The sequence below is a fragment of the Zhurongbacter thermophilus genome (assembly GCF_026184435.1).
Lineage (GTDB): Bacteria > Coprothermobacterota > Coprothermobacteria > Coprothermobacterales > JAADFF01 > JAADFF01.
Genome location: NZ_CP046447.1, coordinates 1,107,936 through 1,126,562 on the forward strand (window position 1 = coordinate 1,107,936; position 18,627 = coordinate 1,126,562).

The following is an 18,627-nucleotide window of genomic DNA, read 5'->3' on the forward strand; positions in this document are numbered from 1 at the left end:
AAGTTTTTATCCCCAAGCTCTTATATCACTTGCGGAGTACGGCAGTCTCAAATACCTTCACGGGGTATTCTTCACTGCCTTTTCCTTTCGTTCCCTGCTTGGTCGCGTTCCCGCTCTCTCGCCGTGCCCGGTTTTTTCTCTCCCCAGGCAGGCAGTTATTAGTATACCAGCTTTTGTACTCTAGTCAATCGTGTATTTTTGTATACTTTTATGGTGCTTGGGGATGTCTATGGGGAGGTGGAGGGGTTTACTATGTGGGAGGGGCTTTCATTCTTGTTGTGGACTGGGGTTTTTTTATTCTTTGCTTTATTGGTTTGGTGGGGTTTCTGTATATGGTTTCCCATCTATATATAAATATAAGGGGCGGGCTTATGCCCGCCCTACTATCGACATTTTTTCCACAAGCCCTTATTTTCATTACGGGCTTTTCTCTGGGCATCAAGAAAATCATCGACATATTTAACATTAGGAGGCACTGTCATCACCTGGGCATATCCTTCCCTAACAAGCAACCAATTCCACATATAGTGAAGATCATAATGGACTTTGCGCGGATCTTTTATCCATACATAGGCCAGCAATCTTCCATATTTATCCCGCCTACCAACATCAAACTCCAGCCATACATATCTACCTGTCAACTTATCTGTAAAATCACGAGCCTCTGCCGCACCACACTGCTCAGGTCTACCAAAATGGGCAAGTTCTGGTGTATTGACCCCGATAAGTCTAACCTTTTCCACTATACCGTCAGGCATAATTACCCTTATAGTATCGCCATCAAGATGACATGAAGCCACACACTTAACCTTCACCTTGATAATATTACTGTCATCTTCAGTGAGAAAACCACAACCTCCAAAGAGTATCGCTATCATTAAAAACACAGATAAAAGTGTCAAAACTTTACTTCTCTTATGCACTTACATCTCCTCCTAAAAACCAAAAATATAAGAAATAGATACAATGCCAACCATAAGTATAAGCACCCACTTAACCCAATAAGAACCCTTGAAAATAGCAAACACCGTTCCCACATAGGCACCAATCATATTACCCACTGCCAGTATAAGACCAAGTTTCCAATCGACAAGGCCATTTAGAGCAAACATTGTCAAAGCAATAGCCGTATAAATAAGCACAATAAACACCTTTATGGCATTAGCAGATACAAGATCATACCCTTCTATAAGCACTAATGCATAGACAAGAAAAAAGCCCACTCCTGCTTGAATAAATCCTCCATATATGCCAATAAGAAAAAAGACTATAGCAGAAAGCCATAGGGGAGGTCTATCCACCTTTTCAACAGTACCAAGATCGGGTTTCTTCAATGTAAATATCAGCATGCCAAGAAATATAAATCCTATGATGCGCTTAAGAAGAGTTCTATCTATAGATATAACAATATAGGCACCCAGTATAGCACCAAGTGTGGCAAACAATGCAAGAACAAGCCCTCTACGCCATTTCAGTTTTCCTTCTTTAAAAAACTTAGAAACAGAAATGATATTTTGCAGAAAAATACCAACCCTATTGGTGGCATTTGCCATATCGATTGGTAAGCCAGCAAAGTTCAGCAATGGAATTGTCACCATTGAACCACCACCGGCAAGCACATTGACAAAACCGGCAAAAGCTCCACCAAGCAGCAGAAGAAGATATTTATACCACACGGTGGAGAACCTCCTTTACTTCGCACAGAGATGAAACTTTAACACCTTCATAGTCTTTATACTTACCATATCTATCTATTAGAATGCCTTTGATACCTACCCTATCGGCGCCAATTACATCAGAAAGACTATCGCCTATCATAATGGCATTTTTAGGTTCAAATCCGCTATCGGTAAGGGCCTTCAAGTAAATATCTTTGTGGGGCTTATAGGCCTTTGCCATTGCCGCCGTTGTAATTCCATCAACCTCTATAGGCAGAGACTTTGTCAAAGGTAAAGAATACTCACTGTCAGAATTGGATAGAATCCATATTGTGTGTCCTTCTACCTTGAGTTTATTTACGCACTCTATATCATCAAAAGGTGGTATAGAAGACAAAAGTCCATAAACATAACCAACTACAAAATCCGGGCTCTTACTGACCCCAAGGTAATTAAGAAGTTCGCTATACAAACGATTAAAGTAATAGCGCTCCACCATGTAAGGACGCTTATCTAAATTTGAAAAAACCTCATAATACTTTTCAATATAAAAGTCATGAAACGACTGATAATCAATATCTTTATTGGAATAAACCTTAAAGAACTCATAAATACGTTTGTTAACAGGTGTAATATCTACTAGTGTGCCAAACATATCAAATAGCAGTAGCATATATATTCCCCCTCCCAACATGCGTTTTTAGTATTTTACCTTATAGACACATAACTATCTGGTAAGTATAGTAAACTTTTCATAGGGAGGTGAAACTATGAAACATTATGACACCATAGTTATTGGTTCCGGTCCAGGGGGATATCACGCAGCTATAAGACTGGCACAGGGGGGACATAAAGTAGCTGTTATCGAAAAGGGAGATATTGGAGGCACATGCACTAATAGAGGTTGTATACCTATGAAGGCACTTATATACGGTATACATGTCAAGCAAACAGCGGAAAAAGGTAAGCGTATGGGCATAAAATTCGGTGCCCCAGAGATAGATTACAAAGGTCTAAGAAAACATATGCTGACCAATATCACCATGTCCCGTAAGGGAGTAGAAATGATACTAACCAAGCGTGGTATTGACATACTAAAAGGAGAGGCAGTATTTGTTGACAAAAAAACTATTGCTATTGGAGATGATAAGATCAGTGCCGATAACATTATCATAGCGACAGGTAGTAGACCACTGTTATTTCCCCCGTTTGATAATGTAGACGGCATATGGACGAGTGATGACTTCATAAATGCAGATAGCTTACCTGAAAGCATTATTATTGTTGGTGGCGGTGTCATTGGCGTTGAGACCGCAACAGTGCTATCTGGCCTTGGTGTAAAGGTCTATATAATAGAGCTTATGCCACAGATCATACCGACAGAAGATACAGACGTTGCCACTGTCGTAGACAAGACATTATCAAGAAAAGGAGTAAAGATATTCAAAGAGACCAAAACCACCAAGATAGAAAAAAGAGAAAGTGGTTACAAACTATATGGACTCCAAGGAGAAAAAGAAATCGTGCTTGAAGCAGAAAAACTCATGCTTTCGGTAGGACGTCAGGCAAACATACCAACTGGTACCACAGATATTGACATTACACTCCACAGAAAAGGTATTGAAACCAACGATTACTTAGAAACATCGGTAGATGGAATATATGCCATAGGCGATGTCAGAGGAAAAACAATGCTTGCCCATGTAGCAGCACATGAAGGCATACATGTAGCAGAAGAGATACTATCAGGAGAAAAGAAACCCTTGGGCACACCGGCCATACCCGGGGCTATCTTTACTATTCCTGAGGTAGCTAGTGTTGGTAAGAGAGAAAAAGAACTGGAAGAGGGTTCATATCTAAAAGGTGTTGCTCCACTATCTGCCAATGGCAGGGCAAGAACTATGGCAGAAAGAGAAGGATTTATCAAAGTCCTTGCCGATAAAGATACTCACCGTATAATAGGTATGCATATGGTAGGAGAAAATGTTAGCGAAATGATTATGGTGGGATCGGTGGCAATCGAAAAAGGTTTAACACTTGAAGATATAGCACATACAATATTCCCACACCCTACCATTTCCGAATTTATTAAAGAGGCATGTGAAGTAGCACTAGGAAAGGCAATACACATTTTATAGGAGGTGGCACACATGTTTAAAGAGATGACTGTTCAGGAGTTTATAGAGAAACTGGCATCTGATGCTCCAACTCCCGGAGGTGGCACAGCTGCAGCCATTATGGGAGCCATGGGAGCTGGTTTGTTTAAAATGACCATAGACATTACAGCTAAGAAGGTTGATGATGACTTACTTAGCAGTATTGGAGAAAGCATGAAAGGTGCATATGAAGAATTTCTGGTCCTTGCAGACAAAGATGCTGAGGCTTTTGATGAGTATATGAAGGCAAAGGCTATGCCCAAAAGCACAGAAGAGGAAAAAGCAGTACGCAAACAGGCACTAAAAGCTGCCCGTATTAAATCCATTGAAGCACCTATGCAGACATTAGAAAGAAGTCTTGAAGTGCTTCAGGCATTTGACATGATCAAAGACAAGATATCTAAATATGTTCTATCCGATGTTATTGGTGGAGCCTCTGCTTTAAAATCTGCTGCTAAAATTGCCTACGCCAACGTCAAAATCAATGTTGCCGGTAAAGAGGCTTATGCTCACTATATGGAAAATGCCAATAAACTGATGGCAGATGCATCAAAACTTGCAAATGCAATTATAGACTTCGCGATGGAAAGAATGTAAAAAGCAGGTTTTACAAAAGCAATAAAGGGAGCTACATAGCTCCCTTTATTTTTTATTCTTGTTATCCTTATTACCCTTTTTAGGCTGTTTAGCAGATTTTTCTGTAGAAGACTCCTTACTTCTTGGGGCCATTTTACCTTTTATTTGTCCACCTTCTTCTACATGAAGGCTTCCATAAGAAGCCTCTCCCTCCACAAGACCATTCATTCCTATAATAAGCTCATTTTCAACCTCGACGATACCATTAACCTTACCAAACACATGAAGTTCCTTAGCCTTGATAGTACCTTGAACCTTACCTTCTTCAGTAATAATTACAAGATCTTGGGACACAATATCACCATTAAAAGAACCAGCTATATTGATTGTTCCCTTTGTGGAAAACACTTTACCCTCTACGGTAGTATGTGCGCCCACATACAAGCCAATATCGCTAGAAACTCTCCGTCTTCTTCCAAACATTGCTCTCCCTCCTACCTTCTACTAAGATATCTTAGTGGATCTACAGCAACACCATTTACATGAACTTCAAAATGCAGATGGGGCCCCGTACTTCTTCCAGTAGATCCCATCTTGGCTATCTCCTGCCCCTTTTTCACCTCTTGTCCTATTTTCACCTCAATCTTTTCAAGATGAGCATACACAGTCTTAATACCATTACCATGATCTATAATAATAGACTTTCCATATCCACCATTCCAACCTGTCCATATAACCTTACCAGATGCAGCGGCATACACAGGGGTACCCCAAGAGTTGGCTATGTCAATTCCTTTATGAAATTCCCAACGACCAGGCATAAGAGGGTCTCTACGCCATCCAAATCCAGCTGTAAACCTCCCTTGGGCGGGCCATAGTGTGGGGACATGCTCCATAAGAGAAACATATTTATTGGTATCATTGGATATTTCACTACTCACAGCACCAAGACGGACCAATGTATTGGATATATGTTCGAGTACAAGATTGGCCTCCTGTAATTTATCCATTTGATTCGTCACACCATACTGGGAATATGGCGTAACAGATGGAGATAAAGCAAATGCAGGAGATAGTGTAGTTGTTGAAGCGGTAGCATCTGATGCCGTAGCTGTAAAGACAAATGACAAATCCGATGCAGCAGCAACACCAAGTTCAGAAGCTCCCTTAACACCCTTAAGTTCCTTACCAGTGGACACAAGCACTTTATTGATTTCGTTGATACCAGTAAGGAGTTTGTCTAACTTGTATTCCAGCTCGTTGGTTTTGGAAACAAGGGAAGAAATCTCTTTACTACGAGCCTCATCATATGCCTGAAAAGCATACACAAGTCTTGCATCTCGTATAGCAACTATTTTCATTTGAGAATATGCCCACAGCTGGGCAGACATAAGTGCAAATGTGGCAAAGAAGATCATTAGTATTGCAGCAAGTAATTTCACCTGCCACCTGCCAATGGAGATATTTACCATACCCCCATGTCTATTACTAGACACCATAAATGAATAATGAATATCAACAGCCCTTCTACTGGGCTTATATCTCCTTCTTGATGCTTTCAATAGCAAGCTCTTCTTCGGGACTAAACGAGAACGGCTCCTCACATTTCCACCCCCTTACATTCTTGATGTAGACACGAGAAGCCCCTGTCATAGTAAGTGATGTAATAACCCAGCCGTCACCATATTCATTTATAACAGCAAGAGTAGAACTTTTCTTTCCCTTTTCTTCAGGAATAGCATCATAGCGGGCTACACGCCAACGACCAGGAATTTGAGCAATCTGTTCTTTGAGAGTGTCTACATCTTCTCTAAGGGTCTCAACATCTTCAGTAAGACTCTCCAAGACCTCTATAACATGTCCTGGTTTGCCCCATTGTCTCCATTTCAGAAACATATATACATTGAAAAAAGTCAAAATCAGCAACATAACAGCAATAGCTGATATGGCATACCACACATTAAAATTCATTTGTCTCACCTCTATACACTACAAACAATGCAAGCAAACAGGCCAATATACTACCTCCCAATGCAACCTTATGTGGTAACCCCATTAGAGGGGCCCATTTAACATTATACAGCACAAGTGATACAGAAAACACTATACAACCTCCTAAACGAGACCACATAGATCTTGGCCAAAATAATAACAGCAAAAGTACACTCACAACATAGGAATATGGAGGAGGGAAAATAGCAGAAACTTGAATCATAATCGTGAGAGCAACAACTTCTCCATCAGAAGGTTCAACAAATGACAGCAAAAATGCAAACAACACTCCAAATATTAAATGACCAAGAAGGTATCCTTGAGGAACGAATCCTATAGGATAAAACAAGTAACGTTTAGCTATGTGCATGGGCATATTCAAGACAATATAAGCTGCATGAGATACAAATAATCCCATACCTACAGCTAACGATGTACCGGCAAAGGCAGCAAGTAGCGCTTGTTTACCTCTGGTAAGCAGAGCATAAATAAAAGAAATCAATATGGCAACAGCTAAAATAGCCATATACCCTGAATAAGGCCCGTTTTGGAGCGCTTGCACCCTCTAATCACCTCACTTCCGGGTATAGACCTAACAGCATCTATAGGATTATAAACAGGATCAGTACTACCAACACCTTCCAGTATAACCTGTCCTGCTCCTGTAGTGGCAAAAATTCTGCGTGCCATATGCCATAAAGGGTCTTCGATTTCCACACTGGGAGGCATTGTCTGATAGAACATATCTCTTATAAAAGATAAATGCGTACATCCTAAGATTATGGCATCTATTTTTTCAGATATCACCATATTGCGAATGTCCTCCAAACATCTTTTTACACCATCTACATCCCCGTGTTGAATGGCATTAATAAGATATGTTGCCTTATGATAAACCCCCATACCATAGGTCAGTCTCTGATATACACCACTCTCTATTGTACGACTAGTAGCAAGCACAAGTGGACGTTTATACATAGACAGATGCTCTCCCCAACCCTGGAACAAATGCCATACAGGAATTTTATACTTTTCGTCCATGACAACAGTAGACATGGTATTACATGCAACTACTATCTTCTCGAAACCGAGCAATCTCGCTGCCGCCACATGAAAATCAAATATGTTAGATAAAGTTTCCCTTGTTTTTTCTCCATATGGAAAATATTTAGCATCGGCAACAAAAAAAATAGAGGCATTTGCCTCTAAAAAACACAGGTCTCTCAGTAGTGCCAATCCACCTATCCCTGAATCCAATATATATATTCTTTCCATCGTTCAAAAAGTTTGGTGGAGGCGGCGGGACTCGAACCCGCGTCCGAGAAGCCTCCCCGGTACGCGTCTACAGGCTTAGCCTGTGTTTCATTGTCGTCCTACCTTAGGGCACAGGCACCCATGGTAGGACCAAGCCCCAATAAGTAGGTCTTTATGGCGGGGCGACCATAAAGACCTTGCCACCTCTTTGACGCCGTACCCGGTGCCGGTGGCTAGCACCGGGGGGCGGCTGCCTTATTTAATTAGGCAGCGAGTGCGTAATCGTAATCGGCATTTATTTTGTGTGTCACCTTTTTAACGGGATGGCGACCAACCCGGCCTGCAGCGTACCGGCCCGACTCCCCGTCGAAACCAGTCGCCCCCATCTTTCAATTTTTATGTACCAGAAAGCGATTACAATTATAACACATATCATAGATTACCTATAATTTTTCAATTCGGCAGCAATCTTGCGACGAATATCTCTTTCTTTTATAGCCTCTCTCTTATCGTACTTTTTCTTACCGCGAGCGAGGCCTAGCTTTACCTTGACAAGACCTCTATCATTTATATACACTTCAAGGGGTATAAGGGTAAGGCCTTTTTGGGCAAGTTTACCTGCCAATCTCTTTATTTCTTTCTTGTGCATAAGAAGCTTTCTTTTTCTCCTTGGTTCATGACCAAACACACCTGTAGCATTGTCATAAGGGGCAATATACATATTCTCTAACCACAACTCCCCACCATCGACACGGGCAAATGCTTCAACTATAGACACTTTACCCGCTCTTACAGATTTCACCTCACTACCTTTAAGAACAATCCCTGCCTCGTATTCTTCTAAAATATCATAATTGTGTTTGGCCTTCTTGTTCCTTGCAATCACCTGCACCTATTCCTCAGCTCCTTCATCGACATCTTCTGGTTCAGAGAAGGACGGAGATACCTCATCAACAAGTCCCCAATGTTCTGAAGGAAGTATTATGGCATACATAAGGTCTTTGGTATCAAGCACCTTGATACGTCCACCACCTGCTTTGGCCATACCCCACGCAAAGTCAAGGAACCTTCTTCTATCATCTTTTTCCATAACTTCTGACAAGTCTACTATCACAGGGATATCCTGCTTCATCACCGGTTTAACATACCTAACATCTTCAAACACCTGAGCACGGTAGATAAAAACCGTTTTCTCTGCTAAAGAAGAATAATCTGTCGCATACCCTTCTGTATAATTAACACTTTCTTCTTTTCTATATTCCTCTTCAAACTCTTCATCTTCCATGTCTGCAACTTCATCATCTTCGTAATAACCTGCTTGAAGCCAATTCTTAATAAAGTCAAAAACGCCCATACCCTTCACCCCTTGACATTTATTTACTTCTTTAGTATTATATCAATGCAATGGTGCGGAAGTGGCGGAACTGGAAGACGCGCTGGACTCAGGATCCAGTGGGCCTAAAAGCCCGTGCGGGTTCAAATCCCGCCTTCCGCACCATTTTCTGATTTATCCTTCACTTTCAATCTCGTCGTTACTTTTATTGTTGTGTTCACTGTGTTCAACTCCTGCACTTTCATTATCAGAAGAAGTGGAACTTTGTTTTTTTGAGTCTTGTGAATTCCCATTATAAGAAAATACAAGCTGCCCCTTTCTCCAGACCTCAGAAACATCCTCAAGGTCTATCCATGCTTGGCCACCTTCATCTGTATGAATATATACCATATTTGTGAAGATATTACGAGTCATAACCTTACCGCTTTTGCCCTCTTTTAGTTTAACAACATCGCCAACCTTAGGAAATCCTTTTTCATCCATTTCCAGATAAACATTATCTTCATATCTAAGACAGCACATAAGTCTACCACATTGTCCTGAGATACGGCTAGGATTAAACACACTTAGCTGTCTCTTTGCCATGTATATAGATACATTGTCAAAAGCCAATATATGTTTATGGCAACACAGAGGCCTACCACAAACACCAATACCACCAAGCATCTGTGCTCTATCACGAACTCCAACCTGCCATAAGCGTATCTTCACATTGAAGGTCTCTTGTAGATCTCTAACCAGAGCTCTAAAATCCACCCTACCAGATGATGTGAAGTAGAGAGTGAGATTTCTACCCTTCAGGGCTATTTCCCCGGCAAATAGTGACATTGGAACAGAATACTCTTTAACCTTCTGACGGGCAACACGCATAACCTTTTCTAAAAACTCTTTTTTCTCCTCCCAAAGCAATATGTCCTCTTCAGTAGCTTTCCTAATCACAGGAAATTTTTCCTTTTCTTCCAAATCAACATGGGTTGTAAATTCCCCTAAATATTCAGCTATAATTTCACCTATTTCAGAATCAATAATAACCTTTTCGCCCCTATCCAAGGACATATCTTGGGGTATTTCAATAATGACTTTTCTATTACTATCTAAAGCCTTTGCACTATGATATGTGTGCACGCTCAATTCCCTCCTTAAGTCGCCAATAGATCAAATCTGCTATAAGCTTTTTCTGCACATTAGCTTTCAGCATTCCTTCCCATTCTACCAGCATAAGAACATCATCTGGAGTAATATGTTGCTTTCCCTCCATCAACCCCTGCAAAAACAGACTTTCCACCTCTAAAAACAGCTTGTCCCACATAACATTGTCCTCAACAAGAGATTGTCCCACAGGGACATATTTATAAAAATCCTCTTTAATATAATCAAGAATACTCTCAGAATCAAGTACCTGCAAAATATGTTCAACCCTGTCAGGACATCCTTCAGAGAGTCTTGCCAAAGTCTCTGCCTCTTCACGAGATACACTAAAACGCTCTTCTATATATACGGCAAGCTGTTTTGTAGAAAATCTATCTAACCTCACACCAGCACACCGAGAACGAATAGTAGATAAGACGCGTTCAGGATAAGATGTATAAAGCATGAATATACCCCACTCTGGGGGTTCCTCCAATATCTTCAAAAGGGCATTAGACGCCTGCAAAGTCATAAAAGAAGCATCATCAATAACAACTACCTTATACTTAGCCTCTATGGGACGATAATCAAGAAAATCTCCAATAGCTCTTACCATATCTATTTTGATAGATGACGGTTTCTCCCCATAAACAACCATAACATCTGGGCTATAAATACCATATGGCTCATCTTCTACATCCTTGGCAGAAGGAACAAGAGTATAAATAACCTTTCTAATCATATGCTTGTGTCCACAACCCCAAGGTCCATACACAAGAAAAGCATGCATACCACGGTCTATTGCCCTAATTATGGCATCTGCTATTTCTGCACGAGAAATGTCCATCTCAGTAGGTGCAACTTCATCTATCAGTTTGTCAAGATACGGTTTTACAGATCGAAATATCTCATCAGGAGATATCGTGGCATCAACGACGATAATTCTATTACCGTGAGCAGCTGCATCTTCCAAATATAGGCCACGAACTTTACTGAGAAATTCCTCCCTTTCAAAGTGCTCAACAGCATTTCCCCTACCTTTTATACGATTCATAGCCTCGCTGGCAGGCAAATCGAGAAGTATGGTAAGTTGAGGAAAAACATCTCCTATCGCTTCCATATTCAGACGCTCGATAAGGTCCCTATCAACTCCTCGTGCTCCCTGATATGCCATAGATGAATCGGCAAAACGAACAGATATAACCCACTTACCAGCTTCAAGAGCTGGTCTTATAACACGCTCCACATGCTCATGTCTATCCGCCATAAATAGGAACATTTCAGATAGAGGCAGAGGCCTATTATGCATGAGTATATCTCTCACCTTACCATCAAAGGCATCACCCGGCTCACGGGTCAGCACAACTTCTATACCCTTTGACTCCAAATACTCTTTTATCCTTGCTGCCAGTGTATCCTTGCCGCTACCATCTATGCCTTCTATTGTTATAAAAGCACCCTTCACTGCGCATCACCACCGGGGTATTTAATGACAATTTCATCACCTACAATTTCATACTCCAGACCAAGGGATTTGATAACCTCTAACTGTTCATTCAAGAGCTCCTCATATACAGGCACTCTCAGGCTCACCTCTGTCTGCAGCACCTCTAAGGCTGCCTGACGTGTCTTAGCAATAATATCTTCCGAGACTTCTTGGCTTTCTTCCGTATCAAGTCCCAAGTAGTCACTGAGCGCACTTTGAATCTGTTTAACAGTATTACTCCGTACACTGATAATATCTTTACCCATACGCTCAGCTAGTCTAATCTGGGGATAATGTTTCGATATACGGGACTTTAGAGCTATGACAAAGTCTGCCATATCAAGGTTACCGGAAAGCATACCGTTGATACCCAAGTCTTTGATGGCACTTTCTACCTTATTCTTGCTAAGGCCAAAGGGGTATATTTTCAGCGTTCTGTTTTTAATAAACTCTTTCTTTTCTTCTCTAAGATCCATAGGAAGTGGTTGGCTCTCTTCTATTTCCACGGTACCATCCTCTTTAACCCTGCGTATCTCCACCTTAGGTGGTATACCAGCAAGTATACTATCAACAGATTTGGCAACATTGCGATGTATAACAAATTCATTTCTACTCTTAATCTCGATAAGTATCTTGAATGTTGGCTGCCCTTTACGCTCCATCACGGTCTTAGAAGTCTTCCTCCTGCGTGCCTCTTCATCACTCAAGGTAACAACATTGATACCACCAACAAGGTCAGATAGCGTTGGATTAAACAACACATTTTCCAATGAACCACCATGTGCTGTAGCAATAAGCCTTACCCCACGTTCAGCAATTGTACGAGCTGCCATAACCTCTTCCTCTCTGCCTATTTCGTCAATGACAATAACCTCGGGCATATGATTTTCAACGGCCTCTATCATAGTATCGTGCTGTTTCTCAGGAGAAACAACTTGCATTCTCCTAGCTCTACCTATAGCAGGATGTGGAATATCACCATCACCACCAATTTCATTAGATGTATCTACAACAATTACACGCTGTCTCATCTCATCGGCCAGAACACGGGATACTTCACGGAGTATTGTTGTCTTGCCGACACCAGGCTTTCCAAGTAGAAGAACACTATCACCTGTTTCGGTAAATATATCTTTCAAAGGTTCAAGCACACCAAACACCGCTCGGCCTACACGCAGTGTCAGCCCAACAATTTTACCGGTACGAGTGCGGATAGCTGATATTCTATGAAGAGTACCGGCAATACCAGCCCTACCATCAGGGCCAAATTGTCCTACACGGGAAACAATATAATTAATATCATCCTCGGTAATCAATCTATTATCAAGGAGCTGAAAATCTTTGTGAAACCTTACCTCAGGTTGCCTACCAAGGTCAACAACAAACTCAACAATATCCTCTTTATTATCAATAGCCTCAACAGCCTGTTTAAGATAATCAGGCATTACCTCTATAAGTTTATCTAAGTCATCAATAACCTTTATCATCATCAACCTCTACCCTTCCTTCAATTGCCCTCGCAAGGGTTTCTGGGCTGGCAAATGTTATCTCTGTACCAACAGATATACCTCTTGCAAGTGTGGTAATCCTTACATCGATACCTCTATCTCTTATTTCCTCTGCTATATAATCTGCCGTAATTTCCCCTTCAGTAGTAGCAGACATAGCCAAAATAACTTCTTTTACCTCATCACGAGCCAAGCGCTCCATAAGCTTTTCTATTTTCTCTGAATCGGGCATCTTCCCCCTTTTCATATCAACAATACCCCAAAGTACATGATAAAGGCCTCTATATGCTCCTGTTTCTTCAATTCTGTCCACAGATTCAGTATCTTCAACAACACATATAACACTTTTATCACGACTCTCATCGCTGCATATATGACATAAATCCTTTCCCGGTTCTGCATAGTAAAAACACTCTGTACACAACTTGACATTATCAAGAGCCTCAATAGCTTCTATAAGTTCTTTTCTGTAGGTAGGCGATTCCTTAAGCATATATTCGGCCATTTCTCTGGCCCTCTTAAAGCCCACACCGGGCATTTTTCTGAGAAGCATAGCAAGGTGTTCAACAACACTATTCAACAAACATCACCTCACACATGAAATATCTCTTCAAGAATCTTCATAGCCTCTTCTTCAGAGGCAGGCACATAGGGTTCAGAGGCACCTTTTTCTTCTACTACGACATCGGTAACGCCAAGAGGCTTTAATACTTCAAGTAATTTCTCCTTCCAACCAAACTTGTTTATAGCGGTTTCAAAGAGATCTTTGGCATATGTCGTAGAAAAGTAGAGCTTATTACCATCTAACCGACCAACCTTATAATACATAAGAGCCCATTCAGGATAGTGAGCAGCAAGCAGCTTATATGCCTCATCAACCGGTTTTTTCTCCTCTTTCTTAGGTTCACTCTTAGGTTTTTCCTCTACGGTTTTAGGGGCTTTTTTTTTATAAATGCTAACAATATCTTCTGCTTCCTTGTCTATATTAGAAGAATGGACGGAGTTGTCCGTAGTTCCCTTATTATCTGGTACCTCTTTGCTCCCAGCTAATTTTTTCTTATCGGCTACCTGCTTAGCGGTTTCTGACAAAGCAGCTGGTAAATTAGTAGCGCTTCTTTGTGGGGCTTTCTTTACGGATTCCTTCCTTGCAGATGGCTTTATCATAACCTTGCTGGATTCCTCAGAACCTTCAGAGGATACATTCCAAAATGCCATAAGTTTTACAGTAACCATCTTTAGCACAGAAGACTTATGCCTGTCAGTATAACGATAATAACGCTCTAACTCTATCATCTGTTTAGACATCTCACTAAGTACATCTATGCCAAGCTTTGCCAGAATATCCAGTATATCTTTTTCCACCTCCAAGAGGCCTAACTTCTCTGCTGAAGACCTATCAACGGCATAGTCAATAGCATAAGAGATATATTCAAACAGGGTTCTGTGAAATAGTACTGGATCTGTACCCTCATCAAGTACGTTATCAAGAACAGCAAATACCGCAGATGTATCACCTTTCTCTAGTGCCCTAAAAAACTCCAATACCCTTTCGGCAGATACGCCACCAATAACCCTCTTGACAGCTTCAAGGGTTATCTTCCCATCACCCACCAAAGACACCTGCTCCAACAGATTAAGTGCATCTCTCATAGCTCCATCACTATAGCGGGCAATCAGTATCAGGGCCTCTTTCTCACACTCAAAGCCTTCACCATCACATACCCTTTGCAGCAGTAAAACGCTATCATCTATAGAGAGTTTGTGGAAATTAAAACGCTGCACCCTTGATAAAATGGTTTCAGGTAACTTGTGAGGATCGGTAGTGGCTAGCACAAATACAACATACTCAGGAGGTTCTTCTAATGTCTTCAAAAGAGCATTAAATGCCTCTTTGGTAAGCATATGAACCTCATCTATGATATATACTTTGTATCTACCTTCAAGAGGAGGATGTTTTACACGTTCCCTTATCTCCCTAATATCATCAATACCTCTATTAGAGGCAGCATCTATCTCTATTACATCTACAGCTCTACCTTCAGTAATGGCACGGCACATATAACAGGTACCACATGGCTGGGATGTAACCCCCTTTTCACAGTTAAGACCTTTTGCCAGAATACGGGCTATAGATGTTTTACCTGTTCCCCTAGGTCCTGCAAACAGATATGCATGGGAAATATTGCCAGAGTCAAGTGCCTTTTTCAATATTGAAACAACGGCCTCCTGACCAACAACCTCATCAAATGTTTGTGGTCTGTACTTTCTATATAAAGCCAACGCTATTCCCTCCCTGCTCGTTATGTAAGATTATTATATGCTACTTCCTCCTCTCACGAAAAAAAGCTTTTAACATACTAGCCGACTCATCTTTTAATACACCACCAAGTACTTGAAATTTGTGATTAACCCACTCAAGGGATAAAAAATCTTGATTGGATATCACAGCCCCCATCTTAGGGTCATATGCACCAAACACCAGCCTCTTAATACGAGATTGATATAGCGCTCCTGTACACATCATACATGGCTCTAATGTCACATAAACTACCACATCGGTAAGATACCATGTACCAAGAATCTGTGAAGCCTTCCTTAAGAGCAGTATCTCTGCATGAGCTGTAGGGTCACTAAGCACATGTCTCATATTATGGGCTCTAGCAATAATATTACCGTCTTTCACGGCGACAGCACCTATGGGCACATCATCATGAGACCATGCAAGCTGTGCCTCTTTTAAGGCTAATTTCATAAAGTATATATCCTCTGCAGCAATCTCTTTCATCATACTCACCGTTATAATTGTATTAGACAATGAGTGAAAACGAGGGAGGTTTGCCCTATGAAAATTGGTGTTGTAACAACAGGGGCCGATGCACCGGGTGGTAATCCAGCAGTAAGAAGTATTGTCAGATACGCTCTCAGGCAAGGCATAGAACTAGTAGGTATTAGAAAGGGTTTTTTGGGATTTCTCAATGATGACATTATTGTATTAACCTCACGAAGTGTATCAGGCATATTACCAGCAGGAGGAACTATTCTTGGTTCATCAACATTTGACCCTACAGCAAATGAAGAGGATATAGCCATTATTAAAGATGAAATGGAAAGATATGGTATCGACTATCTTGTCGTTGTTGGAGATAGGCCGTCACTCATAGCTTCTTATAAACTCTATCAGTCAGGAATCAATGTCATTGGTATACCACAGACAATAGATAATGATATTGTTGGCACAGATACAACAATAGGTTTCAATACAGCAGTTACCACAGTAGCAGAAGCTCTTGACAGATTACATACAACAGCAGAATCACATCATCGGGTTATGGTCGTGGAAGTTATGGGAGGAGACGTGGGTTGGTTAGCCCTCATAGGCGGTATTACCGGTGGAGCTGATTATATCATCATACCTGAAATACCATTAGATATCGATAAGCTTATCGATCACATTATGGACAGAAAAAAAAGGGGCAAAGACTTCAGCATTATTGTGGTAGCTGAAGGGGCAGATATTCCCGGTAAAGAAGAAAACGGAGTAGGCAATGCACTAAAAAAACTCATATCCGAAAGAGGCAACTTCGAAGCAAGAGCTACAGTACTCGGTCATCAGCTAAGAGGAGGGTCTCCTACGGTTACAGACAGATTACTGGCCACACGTATGGGTATAAAGGCTGTAGATGCCATACTATCAGGTGAAAATGGTGTCTTTGTGGGCATAGAAGGGGAAAGCATATCAACCAAACCACTAGAAATTGTAATTGAAAAGCCCAAATATGCCGATATAAAGCTTTATGAAGAAGCGGCTATATTCTTCTAAGTATCTTTTCTCTTAGCCTTAATAGTAAGATCGGTAAGAATGGAGGGTTTTTCCCCTCCTTTCTTTACTTTTACATGGGGCATTGTCTTCGCAGCAACAACATTAATATCCTTAACGGCTTCAAGGAGCTCTGCACGAAGTATCTTTACATCAGCCGGAGCCTCAATACCTATCTTAACGGAGTCTCCACTCACCGAAACAACAACAATTTTTATGTTGTCACCAATTACAATGGCCTCTCCCTTTTTACGTGTTAGTACTAGCACCGTCTACCACCGCCGTTATATCCTTCTTCAGAGGATACTCTTCTTTATCTATAACAACCTGTCTCCCCTTCTTGATTTTGGGATTAATGAGAAGCGGAGCTTTCAAGTTTGCATAAGTTTTATGGTTACCATCATCTGTTTCCTCAGTCCAGACAATAATCATAGGTAATATATCATTTTTATCACCAAGATCAGCTATCTCTATCTCATCAACAGGAGGTGCATACTCAGGATCAATAAATAGTGATGGAACTATCCAAAGGGCAAAATCAGCTTCATCCACTGACTGTAGAGTAAAAAATGGTTCTAGGCCCTCTTCCTGAATAAGTACAAAGCGTTGAAGCCAAGGAAGACCTACCAGTCCCTGTGGGAACAGTATAATAGACTCTTCTGGAACATCTATAGGTCCGAATATTTTTGTGTTGACTATCATCTATACCACCTACCTGATATAATCAATAAGACTTGGTGTAAGTATGTTAGATGCAACTTTTAAGGCACTCTGGTACACAAGTTGCTCTTTTGAATAGGTAATATACACCTCAGCCACATCGGCATCCTCAAGTTTACTTCTCAGACCTTCATAATTCACTCGCATCTTTTCGTAGAATGTGTGGAGCCCCTGCAATCTCTCTACCTTGGTACCTATGTATGCTAATGCCTCACCAACACGGGCAAGAACCTTATCTATAGTATCAAGAAAGGCCTCTTGGTTGCCATTTGCATCGGTATACTGCTCTACAGACAGGTTCTTATCCTGAAGCAACGCATCTCTTGCTTGAATAATGACCCTAAACATCTTCAGGTCATCAGATGGCGTTGTATTACTTGTCTCTTTCATCACAGCCCAATCACCTGGCACATTCTGGGGCATGGTTACACCCTCTCCCACCTCAACAGGAAGCCAAGCTTCATCATTGAGATTACCTGTAGATGGATCACGGGAGGGTATAGGATAGCCGTGATATGTTACAGCGATAATTTTTCCGGTAGCATCTTTTTGAACCTCAAAGGGTTTATGTAATACATCCGCCCCAGCAAAGAGATATCTATCACCATATTTGGCATTCATCCTATTAACAAGCTCTTGGAGTATCTGATCAAGCTCATCGGCAAGCGCCTTTTTCTCATCTGGACCAAGGGAATCAGAGCCACCCCTTATAAAGATATCTCTCGCCCTTGTAAGTAGGTCTTTGACCGTATCAAGATTGCTCTCTGACATCTCAAATCTACTCTGAAGCTCCTCTATATTCTTCTGCCATCTATCCATCTTAGAAATCTGCCCGCGCCAACGAAGAACAAGTGCTGTACCCAGTGGGTCATCAGAAGGCTTTAGGATACGTTTACCAGAAGATAGCTCGTTCTGAGCCCTCACAAGACGAGACATAACAGATTGGATATCGTAAAGCATTCTCTCATGTAAGAATGTATTGGATACTCTCATCATTCA

The 18,627-nt window shown here is 41.2% G+C and carries 22 protein-coding genes, 1 tRNA gene and 1 other RNA gene; 4 read left to right on the plus strand and 20 right to left on the minus strand.

The features are described from left to right. Positions 1-383 precede the first annotated feature (383 nt). Genes GM182_RS05560 through GM182_RS05570 form a run of 3 tightly spaced genes read right to left on the minus strand, consistent with a single transcriptional unit; the run spans position 384 to position 2,331 of the window. Entirely contained in the window at positions 384-923 is a 540-nt protein-coding gene (locus tag GM182_RS05560; protein WP_449186122.1) for a thermonuclease family protein, read from the minus strand. Between the two features lie 12 nt (positions 924-935). Beyond that, positions 936-1,676 (minus strand): sulfite exporter TauE/SafE family protein, encoded by a 741-nt coding sequence (locus tag GM182_RS05565; RefSeq protein ID WP_449186123.1) that lies wholly within the window; start codon positions 1,674-1,676, stop codon positions 936-938. Then, positions 1,666-2,331 carry an HAD family hydrolase gene (locus tag GM182_RS05570; protein ID WP_449186124.1) on the minus strand — a complete coding sequence of 222 codons (666 nt, stop codon included), beginning with the start codon at positions 2,329-2,331 and terminating at the stop codon, positions 1,666-1,668. Before GM182_RS05570 ends, GM182_RS05565 begins: the two co-directional genes overlap by 11 nt. Before the next feature lie 97 nt (positions 2,332-2,428). Between GM182_RS05570 and lpdA the strand changes: the two genes are divergently transcribed. Together lpdA and GM182_RS05580 are read left to right on the plus strand one after the other, a co-directional pair. Next, positions 2,429-3,796 carry a dihydrolipoyl dehydrogenase gene (gene lpdA, locus GM182_RS05575; RefSeq protein WP_449186125.1) on the plus strand — a complete coding sequence of 456 codons (1,368 nt, stop codon included), beginning with the start codon at positions 2,429-2,431 and terminating at the stop codon, positions 3,794-3,796. A gap of 12 nt (positions 3,797-3,808) precedes the next feature. Next, entirely contained in the window at positions 3,809-4,411 is a 603-nt protein-coding gene (locus GM182_RS05580) for a cyclodeaminase/cyclohydrolase family protein (protein ID WP_449186126.1), read from the plus strand. A gap of 45 nt (positions 4,412-4,456) precedes the next feature. On the opposite strand, the gene GM182_RS05585 is transcribed toward GM182_RS05580, so the two are convergent. The 8 genes from GM182_RS05585 to sepF form a co-directional block, all read right to left on the minus strand. Next, complete coding sequence (locus GM182_RS05585) at positions 4,457-4,873, minus strand: bactofilin family protein (RefSeq protein WP_449186127.1); 417 nt, start codon at positions 4,871-4,873, stop codon at positions 4,457-4,459. Positions 4,874-4,884: 11 nt separating this feature from the next. After that, a complete protein-coding gene (locus GM182_RS05590) occupies positions 4,885-5,952 on the minus strand; it encodes a M23 family metallopeptidase (RefSeq protein WP_449186128.1) in 1,068 nt (355 codons plus the stop codon). Further along, positions 5,927-6,361 carry a DUF4446 family protein gene (locus GM182_RS05595; protein WP_449186129.1) on the minus strand — a complete coding sequence of 145 codons (435 nt, stop codon included), beginning with the start codon at positions 6,359-6,361 and terminating at the stop codon, positions 5,927-5,929. The genes GM182_RS05590 and GM182_RS05595 overlap by 26 nt, the downstream gene beginning before the upstream one ends. After that, a complete protein-coding gene (locus GM182_RS05600; RefSeq protein ID WP_449186130.1) occupies positions 6,351-6,908 on the minus strand; it encodes a hypothetical protein in 558 nt (185 codons plus the stop codon). Before GM182_RS05600 ends, GM182_RS05595 begins: the two co-directional genes overlap by 11 nt. After that, entirely contained in the window at positions 6,896-7,618 is a 723-nt protein-coding gene (locus GM182_RS05605; RefSeq protein ID WP_449186131.1) for a glutamate racemase, read from the minus strand. Before GM182_RS05605 ends, GM182_RS05600 begins: the two co-directional genes overlap by 13 nt. A 52-nt stretch (positions 7,619-7,670) precedes the next feature. Continuing rightward, positions 7,671-8,020: a transfer-messenger RNA gene (ssrA, locus tag GM182_RS05610) on the minus strand. Positions 8,021-8,075: 55 nt separating this feature from the next. Then, a complete protein-coding gene (gene smpB, locus GM182_RS05615) occupies positions 8,076-8,528 on the minus strand; it encodes an SsrA-binding protein SmpB (RefSeq protein ID WP_449186132.1) in 453 nt (150 codons plus the stop codon). Continuing rightward, positions 8,529-8,990: a cell division protein SepF gene (gene sepF, locus GM182_RS05620; RefSeq protein ID WP_449186133.1), complete on the minus strand. Its 462-nt coding sequence runs from the start codon at positions 8,988-8,990 to the stop codon at positions 8,529-8,531. A 55-nt stretch (positions 8,991-9,045) separates the two neighbouring features. Here sepF and GM182_RS05625 point away from each other — a divergent pair. Continuing rightward, positions 9,046-9,134, plus strand: a tRNA-Leu gene (locus tag GM182_RS05625). Between the two features lie 9 nt (positions 9,135-9,143). Here the strand turns inward: GM182_RS05625 and GM182_RS05630 are convergent. From GM182_RS05630 to tadA, 6 genes are read right to left on the minus strand one after another with little or no spacing between them, the layout of a single operon-like run. Continuing rightward, a complete protein-coding gene (locus tag GM182_RS05630; RefSeq protein WP_449186134.1) occupies positions 9,144-10,094 on the minus strand; it encodes a PSP1 domain-containing protein in 951 nt (316 codons plus the stop codon). Then, the gene (gene tmk / locus GM182_RS05635) at positions 10,078-11,562 is read right to left on the minus strand and encodes a dTMP kinase (protein WP_449186135.1); all 1,485 of its coding nucleotides are present in this window, start codon (positions 11,560-11,562) and stop codon (positions 10,078-10,080) included. Before tmk ends, GM182_RS05630 begins: the two co-directional genes overlap by 17 nt. Continuing rightward, positions 11,559-13,070, minus strand: a complete 1,512-nt coding sequence (locus GM182_RS05640) for an AAA ATPase domain-containing protein (protein ID WP_449186136.1) — start codon at positions 13,068-13,070, stop codon at positions 11,559-11,561. Before GM182_RS05640 ends, tmk begins: the two co-directional genes overlap by 4 nt. Continuing rightward, positions 13,054-13,671 (minus strand): recombination mediator RecR, encoded by a 618-nt coding sequence (recR, locus tag GM182_RS05645; protein ID WP_449186137.1) that lies wholly within the window; start codon positions 13,669-13,671, stop codon positions 13,054-13,056. Before recR ends, GM182_RS05640 begins: the two co-directional genes overlap by 17 nt. 11 nt (positions 13,672-13,682) lie before the next feature. Then, on the minus strand, positions 13,683-15,371 hold the full coding sequence (gene dnaX, locus GM182_RS05650; RefSeq protein ID WP_449186138.1) for a DNA polymerase III subunit gamma/tau: 1,689 nt from the start codon (positions 15,369-15,371) through the stop codon (positions 13,683-13,685). A gap of 40 nt (positions 15,372-15,411) precedes the next feature. Beyond that, positions 15,412-15,879: a tRNA adenosine(34) deaminase TadA gene (gene tadA, locus GM182_RS05655; protein WP_449186139.1), complete on the minus strand. Its 468-nt coding sequence runs from the start codon at positions 15,877-15,879 to the stop codon at positions 15,412-15,414. Positions 15,880-15,933: 54 nt separating this feature from the next. On the opposite strand from tadA, the gene GM182_RS05660 reads away from it, so the two are divergent. Then, on the plus strand, positions 15,934-16,911 hold the full coding sequence (locus GM182_RS05660; protein WP_449186140.1) for an ATP-dependent 6-phosphofructokinase: 978 nt from the start codon (positions 15,934-15,936) through the stop codon (positions 16,909-16,911). Here GM182_RS05660 and csrA read toward each other — a convergent pair. The 3 genes from csrA to flgL are packed head-to-tail and all read right to left on the minus strand — an operon-like array spanning position 16,908 to position 18,621. Then, entirely contained in the window at positions 16,908-17,177 is a 270-nt protein-coding gene (gene csrA, locus GM182_RS05665) for a carbon storage regulator CsrA (RefSeq protein ID WP_449186141.1), read from the minus strand. The genes GM182_RS05660 and csrA overlap by 4 nt on opposite strands. Further along, positions 17,158-17,610: a flagellar assembly protein FliW gene (gene fliW / locus GM182_RS05670; protein ID WP_449186142.1), complete on the minus strand. Its 453-nt coding sequence runs from the start codon at positions 17,608-17,610 to the stop codon at positions 17,158-17,160. The genes csrA and fliW overlap by 20 nt, the downstream gene beginning before the upstream one ends. A 9-nt stretch (positions 17,611-17,619) precedes the next feature. Further along, positions 17,620-18,621 carry a flagellar hook-associated protein FlgL gene (gene flgL / locus GM182_RS05675; protein ID WP_449186143.1) on the minus strand — a complete coding sequence of 334 codons (1,002 nt, stop codon included), beginning with the start codon at positions 18,619-18,621 and terminating at the stop codon, positions 17,620-17,622. Between the last annotated feature and the right edge of the window lie 6 nt (positions 18,622-18,627).